This window comes from Rhodothermus profundi (assembly GCF_900142415.1).
Classification (GTDB): domain Bacteria; phylum Bacteroidota; class Rhodothermia; order Rhodothermales; family Rhodothermaceae; genus Rhodothermus; species Rhodothermus profundi.
On the sequence record NZ_FRAU01000004.1, the window covers coordinates 1 to 13,148 of the forward strand.

General features: G+C 58.7%; 9 protein-coding genes. 1 reads left to right on the forward strand and 8 read right to left on the reverse strand.

Features of this window, described 5'->3' with window-relative positions; all coding sequences use genetic code 11:
• From tuf to porW, 6 genes are all read right to left on the reverse strand, one after another.
• Window positions 1–1,195, reverse strand: a 1,195-nt coding sequence (gene tuf, locus BUA15_RS06540; protein WP_072715193.1) for an elongation factor Tu, incomplete at its 3' end; no start/stop codon positions are given.
• A 40-nt stretch (window positions 1,196–1,235) separates the two neighbouring features.
• Window positions 1,236–3,356 (reverse strand): elongation factor G, encoded by a 2,121-nt coding sequence (gene fusA, locus BUA15_RS06545; protein WP_072715194.1) that lies wholly within the window; start codon window positions 3,354–3,356, stop codon window positions 1,236–1,238.
• Between the two features lie 42 nt (window positions 3,357–3,398).
• The gene (gene rpsG / locus BUA15_RS06550) at window positions 3,399–3,866 is read right to left on the reverse strand and encodes a 30S ribosomal protein S7 (RefSeq protein WP_072715195.1); all 468 of its coding nucleotides are present in this window, start codon (window positions 3,864–3,866) and stop codon (window positions 3,399–3,401) included.
• 50 nt (window positions 3,867–3,916) lie between these two features.
• A complete protein-coding gene (gene rpsL / locus BUA15_RS06555; RefSeq protein WP_072715196.1) occupies window positions 3,917–4,291 on the reverse strand; it encodes a 30S ribosomal protein S12 in 375 nt (124 codons plus the stop codon).
• 236 nt (window positions 4,292–4,527) lie between these two features.
• Window positions 4,528–6,624 carry an ATP-dependent zinc metalloprotease FtsH gene (ftsH, locus tag BUA15_RS06560; protein WP_072715197.1) on the reverse strand — a complete coding sequence of 699 codons (2,097 nt, stop codon included), beginning with the start codon at window positions 6,622–6,624 and terminating at the stop codon, window positions 4,528–4,530.
• A gap of 92 nt (window positions 6,625–6,716) precedes the next feature.
• Window positions 6,717–9,512 carry a type IX secretion system periplasmic lipoprotein PorW/SprE gene (gene porW / locus BUA15_RS06565; RefSeq protein WP_072715459.1) on the reverse strand — a complete coding sequence of 932 codons (2,796 nt, stop codon included), beginning with the start codon at window positions 9,510–9,512 and terminating at the stop codon, window positions 6,717–6,719.
• A gap of 135 nt (window positions 9,513–9,647) precedes the next feature.
• Here porW and BUA15_RS06570 point away from each other — a divergent pair, with 135 nt between their 5' ends.
• Window positions 9,648–10,463, forward strand: a complete 816-nt coding sequence (locus BUA15_RS06570) for a CDP-alcohol phosphatidyltransferase family protein (protein ID WP_072715198.1) — start codon at window positions 9,648–9,650, stop codon at window positions 10,461–10,463.
• On the opposite strand, the gene pyk is transcribed toward BUA15_RS06570, so the two are convergent.
• Together pyk and BUA15_RS06580 are read right to left on the reverse strand one after the other, a co-directional pair.
• Window positions 10,447–11,886: a pyruvate kinase gene (gene pyk / locus BUA15_RS06575; RefSeq protein WP_072715199.1), complete on the reverse strand. Its 1,440-nt coding sequence runs from the start codon at window positions 11,884–11,886 to the stop codon at window positions 10,447–10,449. The two genes, BUA15_RS06570 and pyk, sit on opposite strands and share 17 nt — an antisense overlap.
• A 125-nt stretch (window positions 11,887–12,011) precedes the next feature.
• Window positions 12,012–13,124 carry a site-2 protease family protein gene (locus BUA15_RS06580; RefSeq protein WP_072715200.1) on the reverse strand — a complete coding sequence of 371 codons (1,113 nt, stop codon included), beginning with the start codon at window positions 13,122–13,124 and terminating at the stop codon, window positions 12,012–12,014.
• Window positions 13,125–13,148: the final 24 nt, after the last annotated feature.

Here is a 13,148-nt window from a genome sequence, read left to right on the forward strand (position 1 = left end):
AGTCGAGGATTTTCGTGACGACGCCGGCACCGACCGTCCGCCCCCCCTCGCGAATCGCAAAACGCAACCCCTCCTCCATCGCCACCGGATAAATCAACTTCACCCGAAACCGCGCATTGTCCCCCGGCATCACCATCTCCACCCCCTCCGGCAAACTAATATCCCCCGTCACATCCGTCGTCCGAAAATAAAACTGCGGCCGATACCCGTTGAAAAACGGCGTGTGACGACCCCCCTCCTCCTTCGACAACACGTACACCTCACACTCAAACTCCCGATGCGGCGTCACACTACCCGGCGCACACACCACCATCCCTCGCTCCACATCATCCTTCCCAATACCCCGCAACAACAACCCCACATTGTCACCCGCCTCCCCCTGATCCAACTGCTTCCGAAACATCTCCACCCCCGTCACCACCGACGTCAACTTGTCCTCCCGCAACCCAATAATCTCCACCGAATCCCCCACCTTCACCACACCCCGCTCAATCCGACCCGTCACCACCGTCCCACGACCCGTAATCGAAAACACATCCTCTATCGGCATCAAAAACGGCTTGTCCTTCTCCCGTACCGGCGTCGGAATGTACTCATCCACCGCCTCCATCAACTCCATAATCCGATCCTCCCACTCCGGCTCCCCCTGCAACGCCAACAACGCACTCCCCCGAATCACCGGCACCTCATCCCCAGGAAACTCATACTGACTCAACAACTCCCGTACCTCCATCTCCACCAACTCCAACAACTCCTCATCATCCACCAAATCCACCTTGTTCAAAAACACCACAATGTACGGAACCCCAACCTGACGCGCCAACAAAATGTGCTCCCGCGTCTGAGGCATCGGACCATCCGTCGCCGCCACCACCAAAATCGCCCCGTCCATCTGGGCCGCTCCCGTAATCATGTTCTTCACATAATCCGCATGACCCGGACAATCCACATGCGCATAGTGCCGCTTCTCCGTCGCATACTCCACATGCGCCGTCGCTATCGTAATCCCTCGCTCCCGCTCCTCCGGCGCATTGTCTATCGAATCAAACGTCCGCGGCTGATTCACCGGATCCGACACCCGCTTCGACAACACCTGCGTAATGGCCGCCGTCAACGTCGTCTTCCCATGATCCACATGACCTATCGTCCCTATGTTCACATGCGGCTTCGTCCGCTGAAATACCTCCTTCGCCATGGCTCTATAGGGTCTTGCGTGATGGTTCGTTTCCAATCATTCAGGCAGTCGTGGCACCCGTTGCCGTTGCGATAATCTCATCGGCAATGCTCTTGGGCACCTCCTCATAGGTTTCAAACTGCATCGTATAAATAGCGCGGCCCTGCGTTAGCGAGCGCAGGTCGGTCGAGTACCCAAACATTTCAGCCAGCGGAACCAGCGCCCGCACCACCTGGGCCTCCTGTCGCTGCTCCATGCTCAGAATGCGACCGCGCCGGCTGTTCAGGTCACCGATCACATCGCCCAGATATTCCTCCGGGGTGATCACTTCTACGCGCATAATGGGCTCCATAAGCACCGGATTTGCCCGGCGCGCCGCATTGCGGAAGGCCATGCGTCCCGCAATTTCAAAGGAAATGGAATCGGAGTCAACCGGGTGTGTCTTTCCATCGTAGAGCCGCGCCCGAACGCCTTCAACCGGATAGCCCGCCAGCGGCCCGCGGTTCATGGCATCCCGGATCCCTTTCTCTACCGCCGGGATAAACTCGCGTGGAATAACGCCGCCGTGGATATCGTTGATAAACTCCAGGCCTGTACCCGACTCATTCGGGCCGAATTCAATGTACACTTCTGCAAATTGACCGCGACCACCGGTCTGCTTCTTGTGCACGTAGTGCTCATCAACCGTTGCCCGAATGGCTTCGCGGTAGGCCACCTGCGGCCGCCCTACGTTCGCCTCCACCTTAAACTCACGGCGCAGCCGGTCCACGATGATCTCCAGGTGCAGCTCCCCCATCCCGGCAATGATCGTCTGACCGGTCTCCGGATCAATGGACACCTGAAACGTGGGGTCCTCTTCGGCCAGCTTTTGCAACCCGGTGGCCAGCTTGTCGCTGTCCGCTTTTGTCTTCGGCTCAATAGCAATCCGGATCACCGGCTCCGGAAAGTCCATTTTTTCGAGCTGAATAGGATGTGCCGGATCGCAGAGCGTGTCGCCTGTGCGCACCTCTTTGAGCCCCACGGCCGCCGCAATATCACCCGCCATCACCTCGTCCACATCCTCCCGATGATTGGCATGCATAAAGAGCAGACGGCCAATGCGCTCCTTCTTGCCGGTCGTCGTATTGAGCACCTGCTGGCCCTTCTTCAACCGCCCACTGTAGACCCGGAAGAAGGTCAGCTTCCCGACATAGGGATCAGTCATGATCTTGAAGGCCAGCGCACTAAACGGCTCATCTGGACTTGGATGACGCTCCAGCTCTTCGTGCGTGTCCGGATGATGGCCTTTAATCGCCGGAATATCGACCGGAGACGGAAGATAGTCGAGAATTCCGTCCAGCAAGCGCTGAATGCCCTTGTTCTTAAACGCACTGCCGCAGAAGACCGGCGTAATGTCGAGACTCAGCGTTGCCTTACGGATTGTCGCCCGAATTTCTTCAGGCGTGATGGGCTCCCCTTCCAGATATTTCATGAGGAGCTCATCGTTATGCTCGGCAATGGATTCAAGCATCAGAATGCGCCAGTGGCGCGCCTCTTTTTTCAGATCATCTGGAATGTCAATTTCATCCCAGGTAGCCCCCTGCGTTTCGTCGTGCCAGATAATGGCTTTGTTAAGCACCAGGTCGATGACCCCCCGAAACATCTCTCCGGTGCCAATCGGGATCTGTACGGGGACCGGATGAGCCTTCAGACGCTGCTTCATTTGTTCAATGGTCCCCTCAAAATTGGCCCCGGTGCGGTCCATTTTATTAATAAAGGCAATGCGGGGCACCCGGTATTTGTTGGCCTGACGCCACACCGTTTCGGACTGTGGCTCTACGCCCCCCACTGCGCAGAAAAGAGCCACCGCCCCGTCAAGCACGCGCAGCGAACGCTCTACCTCTACGGTGAAGTCTACGTGACCCGGCGTGTCAATAATGTTGATCCGATGCACCGGACGGTCTTTCTTAGAACCGGACCAGAAGCAGGTGGTCGCTGCTGCGGTAATCGTAATCCCCCGCTCCTTTTCCTGCTCCATCCAGTCCATCGTGGCCGCTCCTTCGTGCACCTCGCCCATCCGGTGCACCCGGCCTGTGTAAAACAGGATCCGCTCCGTGGTCGTCGTCTTACCGGCATCAATGTGGGCCATGATGCCGATGTTGCGGATCCGCTCTAGCGGTATGTCGTGATACTTGACTTCCATTGTACGCCTATTCGTTTAGCTCAACCCCACACCACATCTCCATTAGAAGCGGAAGTGGGCAAATGCCCGGTTCGCCTCCGCCATGCGATGCATGTCATCTTTCTTTTTGATGGCACCCCCTTCACCCTGCGCGGCCGCCATTAGCTCGTTGGCCAGCCGGATGGCCATGCTTTTGTCCTTCCGCGCACGGGCACTCTGGATAATCCAGCGAAAGGCAAGCGACATGCGGCGCTCCGGCCGCACTTCCATAGGAACCTGGTAGGTAGCACCGCCCACGCGGCGGCTACGCACCTCCAACAGCGGCGCGGCATTGTTTACCGCCCGCTTGAACACATCAATCCCTGGCTCGCCCGTGCGCTCCTCAATAATCCGGAAGGCCTCGTACACAATTTTTTGCGCGATGCTCTTCTTCCCATCGCGCATCACGTAGTTGATAAAGCGCGCCACCAGTTCGTCGTTGTAAACCGGATCAGGCGCTACGGGTCGTCTTTCTGCTCGTTTTCTACGCATGGTTGTCAGCCAACAGCTTCACACTGCGGTGCCCCGTGGCAACGCTTCCGTTACTGTTTCGGTCGCTTGGTACCGTACTTGGAGCGCGACTTGCGCCGGTCCGCCACACCCGCTGCGTCCAACGCCCCGCGCACAATATGATACTTCACTCCGGGCAGGTCCTTCACGCGGCCACCACGCACCAGCACAATGGAGTGCTCCTGCAGGTTATGTCCCTCGCCCGGAATGTATGCAATCACCTCCTCTCCATTTGTCAGACGCACCTTGGCCACCTTACGCAACGCCGAATTTGGCTTCTTCGGCGTCGTGGTATACACGCGCGTGCACACCCCACGGCGCTGCGGACAACCATGCAGCGCCACCGACTTGCTCTTTTTCACTTTGGGCTTCCGCCCAAACCGAATCAACTGCTGAATCGTAGGCACGGCTTCTCTATCTCGTCTGGTTGGGCACTTTCACAATCATTTACAACAATCACAGTCTTTTAATTTAAAACACTACAATCCCTACTCCCAAACTATTCCCCTCATTCCCTCGATTCTTTGCTGTTTTTACACCGATGTTCCCCCTTTGAAGAGGTCTACACTGGTATAGTGATCTATATCAGATGATCGATTATACAATTACCCTCCTATTCCCTCTCCGAACATCTCCCCGCCCTTTATGTCGCAGAGGGGTGTTCTGGCCGCTCTGCCGGCGGAGCGGACCCTTCAACGGCAGATGGCAAGGTGGGGTCGCCTTTTTGCAAATCTTTCAACTCCGCCGACTCTTTACCATTGGGCGAGGGATAATCTCCATAAGGACGAGGTCCTAAAATTTCTACTAAATCACGGGGCCCCAGCACTTCTTTCTCAAGCAGCCGGCGAGCCAGCGCCTCCAGTTTATCTCGCTTCTCCTCCAGGATCTGCCGGGCTCGCTTTCGCACGTCGTTAATGATCCGACGCACCTCTTCATCAATCAGCCGCGCCGTCTCTTCCGAATACGGCTTGTCAAAGAAGGCCTGCTGCTCGCCGTACTGCCCAGATAGGTTGAAGCTGACGTACCCCACGCGCTCGCTCATGCCATAATCCACCACCATGGCATAGGCCATGCGGGTGATGCGCTCCAGATCGTTCTGCGCGCCCGTTGAGATGCGCCCAAAAACCAGCTCTTCGGCCACCCGCCCGCCAATCGCCATGGTCATCTGATCAAGCAACGCTTCCTTGGTATAGAGATAGCGCTCTTCGGGCAGGTACTGCGCATACCCCAGCGCAGCCAGTCCACGCGGCACAATGGAGACCTTAACCACTGGATCCGTATAGCGCAGGAACCATCCCACAATCGCGTGGCCAGCCTCATGATAGGCAACAATCTCCCGCTCTTCCGGCGAAATGATTTTGTTTTTCTTTTCCAGACCGGCAATTACGCGATCAATCGCCTGCTCGAAATCTTCCATCTCAACGGCTTCCTTGCCCTTTCGGGCCGCCAGCAAAGCAGCCTCATTGCAGACGTTGGCAATTTCGGCGCCGGCAAAGCCAGGCGTCTGCCCTGCCAGCACCTCCAGATCCACATCGTCAGCCAGAATCAGGTCGCGTGTATGCACCTTGAAGATTTCTAACCGCTCACGGCGATCCGGCTTGTCAATGAGAATCTGCCGGTCAAAACGGCCAGGCCGTAGCAACGCTGGATCCAGCACGTCCGGACGGTTCGTGGCCGCCATGATGATGACGCCCTTATCGGTGTTAAAGCCGTCCATCTCGACGAGCAACTGGTTCAATGTGTTTTCCCGCTCGTCGTTGGCGCCCATCATAATGCCGCGGCCCCGCGAGCGTCCAATGGCGTCAATCTCATCAATAAAAATGATACAGGGTGCTTTCTCTTTGGCCTGCCGGAACAGGTCACGCACGCGCGCAGCGCCTACTCCCACAAACATCTCGACAAAGTCACTACCTGAAATCGAGAAGAACGGAACGCCCGCCTCGCCAGCTACCGCTTTTGCCAGCAAGGTCTTTCCTGTCCCCGGCGGGCCTACCAGCAAAACGCCCTTCGGCAGCTTGCCACCCAGCCGCGTGAATTTCTTCGGGTTTTTCAGAAACTCTACAATTTCAGCCACCTCCTCCTTGGCCTCATCCAACCCGGCCACGTCCTTAAACGTGACCCGCTGATTCCCCATCGCATCGTACAGAATGGCGCGATTCTTCCCTATGTTGAGCACCTGAGAGCTGGGACTCATGCGACGCAGCAAAAACACCCAGAGCGCGATGATAAGAAGGAGCGGGAAAATCCAGGTGAGCAGCCCCCCAAACCAGTTTTCTTCAATGCGCGCTGTAAATTGTACCGTCGGCCGCCCTTCAGCCCGCGCTCGGTCGTTGTACGCCAGAAGAAAGCTCGTCAGGTCATGATCGGCCGGCTTGGTCGTGGTAAAACGACGCAATAGCTCAGGGGTCTGCGGCCCCCGCAGCAAATCGGTGCGGCGCATCGGCACTGGCACAACCCCTTCCCGCACCGCCGCCTCGGTAAAGCGCCCCTGCACCCGCGTGTCATTGACAATCTCAACCCGCTCTACGTAGCCCTTTTCTACATATTCCAGAAACTGGCTGTATTCAATCGTTCGCGTATCGGTGCTGCTCCAGAACAAGAAAAAGTGCACCAGCAAGGCCATAAAAATGGCCAGGTAAATCCAGACAGAGAAACGCGGCCGTCGTTCGGGCAAACGCGGGCCCCCTGACGGCATCTCTTTCCGCTCCAGCTCCAAGCTGTCGCGCTCGTTTTGCGACATAGTTTTCCGCTACACGATCGTCTACGGAATCATACCTTTCAGACGGGGAATCCCCCCGCTGGGTTCAAAGGCCAAACCGTCAAGAAATTGCTTTAGTTCCTGTTTTCCTGGCCTGTGGGCTCTAGCAGCAAAGGGCGCGCCCCGCCCTGCAACACGGGATGCAGTTGTTCAATGGCAGCCCGCGTTTCTTCCTCACTTCGGTAACGTCCCAGAATTAATCGGTAATGCAGCCGCTCTCCCACGCGAACAGGTCGCACATCAATCACGCGTCCCTGCGCAAGCGCGCGGTATTGCGGCAACACCTGTCCGATTTCCTCTTCCTTATCTGTCTCTAGCAGGAGAATGGTCCATACCGCGCGCATCGGCTCTGGCTCGCGCAACGGCCCCGGACCATCTGGCCGACGCTGGGGCAAGGCGCGTGCCGCACCTCTCGTTGCTTCCTTATCTCCCGTGTCGCTGACAGCGGCTTGCAGCGCCGTCAGCAACTGCCGAGCGCGCCGGGCTTCAGGCGCCTGAGGATAACGATTGACCAGATAGGTATAAAGAACCTCCAGCGTTAGCAGCGTATCAAGCAAAGATTTTTCTGCACGCAACGTGTCAGGTCCCATTGCTTGCCCGGCGCGAGCCGCTACCGCGTTGGCCTCTCCGCTGGTATCGATCTCAGCGGACGTTTGTGAAAGCAGGGCCCGGCGTAGTGATTCTGGCATGATCACGGGAGGTAGGCGGGCACTGTCGGCCAGCAAACCGCGATCCAGCATATCACGCCACAGATAGCCAACGGCCAGCAACGCGCGCGGAGCTACGGGCGTTTCGGGATAACGGGCTGCGATCTCCAGCAGTTGCTGAAGTCCTTTCTGATAGGCTCCCTGTTGCCAGGCTTTAACGGCGGCGGCATAAGCGGCTTCCGCCCGGGCCAGGGTATCCGAAGCGGTTGGTTGCGGCTGCGATGGCATTCCCAGCAATCCCCGGATTCGACTGGCCAGGGGGGTATCGGGATAGCGCGACAGCAACGCTTCAAGCAGGGCCTGCGCGGCCAGCGTATCTCCCAGGGCACGCTGCACCTCAGCCAACGCATAGTAGGCCCTCGGCGCCACCGGCTGGTCGGCATCCTCCAGAATTACCAGGCGGTACCAATAGGCAGCCGAGTCGGGCTGCTGCATGGACAGAAACAGCACGTTGCCCAGCTCATAGCGCAGGCGTGCCCGTTCCGCCCGCATCTGGGCCTGCCGCAGGGAATCCCGCGGCACCTCCGAGACATCGACGGGTGGCAACGTTTCTTCGTCGTCTCTGTCCGGCAACCCTTCGAACGGGGCTCCGGTTTGCGTGCGGGCGGTTACGGCAGTCCCCTGAATGGCTGCCCGTCGGCGCCAGTTCGGAACCAGAGGCCGCCGTCCCCAGCGTTCAAAGAAGCGCGCCCGGTTTTCCTGAACGCGGACTGGATCGCGGTGAAACAGAAATCCGGCCTCGCCTCCTTCAAAGGCCGCTTCGGCTGCACCCGCACGCGCAGACTGGCTCAAACGATTTTGCAGAAATTGTCGCTCTGCTGCTCGCTGCCCGGCGCGTCGGCGCTGCGCTTGCAGCTCGCGCGCCCGCTGACGCCGCAGCTCCAGGACAAAGGCAGCAAATGCCTTGTCGTCCAGCGATCCCAGGTAGAGCAATGAGTCCAGCCGCTGAATTTCCTGGCGAATTTGAGCAAATTGCTTGAACACACGGGCCTGCTCCTGCACATCGATCAGCGCCAGCGGGGTTGCCGGAGCTTCGGTGCCTGCGCGGGCCTGACGGCTCCGCAGCACAGCAGCGGCTGTATCGAAGTGGGCGGCCGCCGACAGGTAATCCTGAAAGGCATCGCGGTAAAGCTGTCCCAGCGCATAGTGGGCGCGCGCGCGGATCCGGCCCGGGTTGGCCTCGCTTTCGTAAAGCAGTTGGTAGTAGAGAGCGCGGGCTTCTCGGACCGCTCCCATCGCCTGATAAATGCGCGCGCGCAGATAGGCCAGCTCGGCGCGCCGAGCAAAGTGCTTGTCATCGCGCTCCATGCGGCGCAGTTGCACCAGCGCCGCCTCAGGATCAAGATAAAGTCCCTGAATCCGAATGGCCTGCCAGGCAGCAGCATACGCCAGCTCATAATCGGGCCGGTAACGTTGCACGCGCGCAAAGGCTGCATAGGCGCACGCGTAGTCTTGAAGCGTCTCGCACACCTGCCCAAGCAGAAAGTATCCCCGCGCCCCCAGGGAGCGGTCGGGCACGCGACGCAACCCGGCCTCCAACGCTTCACGCGCCAACTCCCAGCGCGCCTGTTGCACGTAGAGGTCCGCCTGCAAAAGCCAGAAACGCGACCGCCAATCATCAGGCACCTGGTCGCTGGCCAGCGTTTCCTGCAATACGCGGTGCGCTTCGTCATAGGAGCGGGCCGCTACCAGCGCGCGAGCCAGCCAGAAACGAGCTGCTAACGCCTGCGTCCCTCCCAGCGCGATTACTTCGCGAAATTTCTGGGCAGCTCCTGCATAATTGCCCAGATAATAATAGGACTTCCCAATCAACATCAGCGCGTCGTCGGCCCACTTCGACTGAGGATGCCGCCGCACAACTTCAGCGCTTTTTTCAATCGCCTTGTTAAAGGAGGCTGCGTTCGCCGTGCGCTGCGGAGGGCCAAACAGGGTCAAGTAGGTAGTCAAATCAACTGGTTGGGCCTGCTGAGCCTTCAGGCTGCGAACGCCTTCGTTAAATGCTTTTTGTGCATTGTAAAAGGTGTTATAGTAAGCCCGAAAGTTCTCGAATTGCCGTCCCAGAAATGAGCTGGAGCTGCAGCCAGCCAGAAGGCCTCCTCCCATCAGAAGGGCAAGCAAAAGGTGCGGGGCAGGTATGCCCGGGCTTTGCCCTGCGCGGTGCATGGCGGGTACAGGCTGGTCGCGCTCTTGAAATCTGGCCGGCAGCAGAAAGCGAACGCCTGCCTGCGGCAATGGTTCAGCTACGGAACGTGCGCAGCTCAGGAAACGTTCAGCGGCCCACCTACCCTGCAGGCACCAATGGCAACGCCGACTAAATTATCTGACCCGCTTTTTCGGGACCTCAGTGCGTTTGGGCTGGGCATAATGCATCGGGTGGCGCGTCGCCTGGCGCCCACCCGAATACGTCCGGTCCATATCACCTGGCTTTTTCTGCTGAACGGACTCCTGGCAGCCTGGCTGATTCGCCGCAAACGGCGCCGCACCGATTGCCTGGCCGCCGCGCTATTAGTGGGCAAGCATTTGCTCGACGGACTCGACGGCGCGCTGGCCCGCCTGCAGCGCCCCTCTCGACTGGGCCGGTATCTCGATTCTATTTCGGATTTTGCTGTGAATGCCGCGCTATTTGCGGCGGTAGCCTGCCGGCGAGGGGGACGCGTGCGCGACTGGGGCCTAGCAGCCGCCGGTCTTCTTGCGCAATTGCTTCAGGGATCGCTTTACAACTTCTACTACGTGCAGTATCGCCATCACCACGCCGGCGAGCGCACCAGTCTTCTGGACGAACGCCAGGCGCATCCGTATCCCTGGGATCCGCCCCGCTTAACGCGCGTGCTGCAACAGCTCTACCTGGGTCTGTACGGATGGCAAGATCGGCTCGTTGCCTGGCTGGACCGTTGGCTAACCGGCACCGCAACGCCCCCCTTACCTGCTCCGGCCTTTATGACGGCCCTGTCCACGCTGGGATTAGGCGTGCAACTGGCCGTTGCCGCTCTGTTCCTGCTGCTGGGTCAGGCTACTCGGCTCCCTCATGTATTTCTCGGTCCCTATCTGGTGTGGAGCAGCTTTTTACTCGGCTGGCGCGCTCGCCAGGCCCGACAGCTCACCCGATCCGGCTAACATGCACCATGTTCGTATGCCCTTTGGCGGGCAGAGGCATTCCGGCCGTTATAACTACCAGATCGCCGGGTTGGACCAGATGCTGCTCCTTGAGCACCTGGTGAACTAACTGGACGCCTCGGTCCGTATCTCGTTGAAAGGGAATGGCAAAGGCCCGCGTTCCCCAGAGCAAACTGAGCTGAGGGACAACCCGGGGATTGTCGGTAAAGGCGTACACCGGAACCGGTGGGCGATGCCGGGCAATCATACGGGCTGTACTGCCGGTGGCCGTCAGACAGGCAATGGCCACCGCGCCTACCTGCTCTGCAAGTTGGCAGGCGGTGTATCCAATTGCTTCTGTTACTGCCTCGGTTTCATCGCCCACGTGCGCCTGACGCAGCCAATGCCCTCCGCTTTCATGAATCTCTCGGCGAAAGCGCTCAGCCTCTCGGATAATTTCGTCCATGACCTGCACGACCCGTACGGGATACTTACCGGTGGCTGTCTCTCCAGAAAGCATCAGAGCATCGCTGCCGTCCAGCACTGCATTGGCTACGTCGCTGGCTTCCGCGCGCGTAGGCCGTGGGTTTTCGATCATGCTTTCAAGCATCTGGGTGGCGGTAATGACGGGTTTGGCCGCCGCCAGACACTTGCGAATGATCCGCTTTTGCACGGCCGGCACCTCGGCCATGGGCATTTCGATGCCCAAGTCGCCTCGGGCCACCATGATGCCATCCGCCTGCGCCAGAATCTGATCGATCTTGGCAACTGCTTCCGGCTTCTCAATTTTAGCAATCACCCGTACCTCTTTGCCGGAGTCTCGCACCCGGCGCATCAGGTCCGCAACGTCTGTTTCGCTGCGCACAAAGGAAAGGGCGATCAGATCCACTTCCATATGCAACCCGAACTCCAGATCACGCAAATCCTTGTCGGTAAGGGAAGGCGTAGAATTGCGCAGATGGGGCAGGTTAACGCCTTTGCGAGAGCGCAGCGGGCCTCCCACCACCACCTCTGTGATCACATCTTCCCCGGCGACATCCACAATTTTCAGCTCCAGCAGCCCATCATCGAGCAGAATGCGTCCGCCGGGTTCTACATCTTGCCCCAGCGTTGGATAGTTAATGAAAATGCGCGTTCGGCCATCGGCGCGTGCTGGATTCACGGTTAAAATGAGCTGCTGGCCTTCATGGATCAGAATACCCCCTTCGGCTACCTCGCCAATGCGGATTTTCGGTCCCTGTAAATCCTGCAAAATGGCCACGTCGCGCCCCAGCCGGCGCGCTTCCTCCCGTACGATCTCGATACGACGCCGATGATCCTCATGGCTACCATGGGAGAAATTTAAGCGGGCTACGTCCATGCCCGCTTTAATGAGCTGTCGAATGGTTTCCCGATCCGACGAAGCTGGTCCAAGCGTACAGACGATTTTGGTTCGACGTCTCATAGGTTCATTTCCGGCGCAGCTTTGCCTGGTAATCTATGAATCCGGGAAGCTACTACGCAGCGCGCCCTGGCTTCAAACGAAGCCGCGTCAACGGCAGCTTTTCGGTTACTTCCATTCCCTGAGATTCAGGGCTGCGGCACGTGCATTCGAGCCGCCTCGGCCTGCCGAAGCGCTGAAGCGATCATCATCAGCTCGCCCACGTTTTCCAGGGTCAATAACCCGACGAGCTGCCCGTTATGCACCACGGGCAGGGCTTCACACCCAGACTCTTGCATGCGCAAAAAGGCCTCTTCAAGCATGACCGTATCTTCAATCGGCTGACAACTCGGACGCATGGCATCCCGCACCTTGCCCGCCTGTCCTTCTCGCGCCAGTGCGTGCAGCAGTGCCTTACGCGTCAGCACACCCACCACCTGACCGTTCGCAACTACGGGGAAGTCGTGCTCGGCACCGGCCAGCAGGGCTTCAACAGCCCGCCCCAGACTGTCGTCCGGATGCAATACCTGAAAGCGTGTCATCATGGCCTGCCGCACGGGGATGCCCTGCGTAAGGGACCGGAACATAGCCTGCTGCGCTTCCTGCTGCGCCCCCACGTACACAAACAGCGCAATGAACAGCAGAATCGGATTGAAACTAATCAGTCCAAAAAGGCCAAACAGCACCGCCATCCCCTGCCCAATGCTGGCCGCGATCTGGGTGGCGCGCACGTAGTTCATCCGCAAGGCCAACAGGGCCCGAAGCACGCGGCCCCCATCCATGGGGAAGGCGGGCAGCATGTTAAAGCCGACCAGCAACAGATTAATCCACATCAGCGAAGTCAGAAAGTGCAGCCGCGGCTGCACCAGCGCATTCGGATCAAAGGTGCCTCCAATGCCCCAGAGAACCAATGCCAGAGCCGTGGCAATAAACAGATTGACAGCCGGACCGGCAACAGCAATCCAGAACTCCTGGATGGGCTCTTCAGGAATGCGCTGCAGGCGAGCTACACCGCCAATTGGATAAAGCGTAATATCGCGTGTGGGGACGCCAAAACGCCGCGCCATAAGCGCGTGCCCCAGTTCATGCAGCACCACACATCCGAACACCACCAGCACCAGCAGCACACCGCCAAGCGCCGCTTGCACGTCCACACCATGCAGCAGGTGAAAGGCAAAAATGCCTGCGATGAGCAACCCGAAGGTCCAGTGCAGATAGATGTCAATGCCGGCTACCCGGCCAATCCGTAACGCCCCTTTCATTGAGCTTTGTGCTTTAGTCCTTAT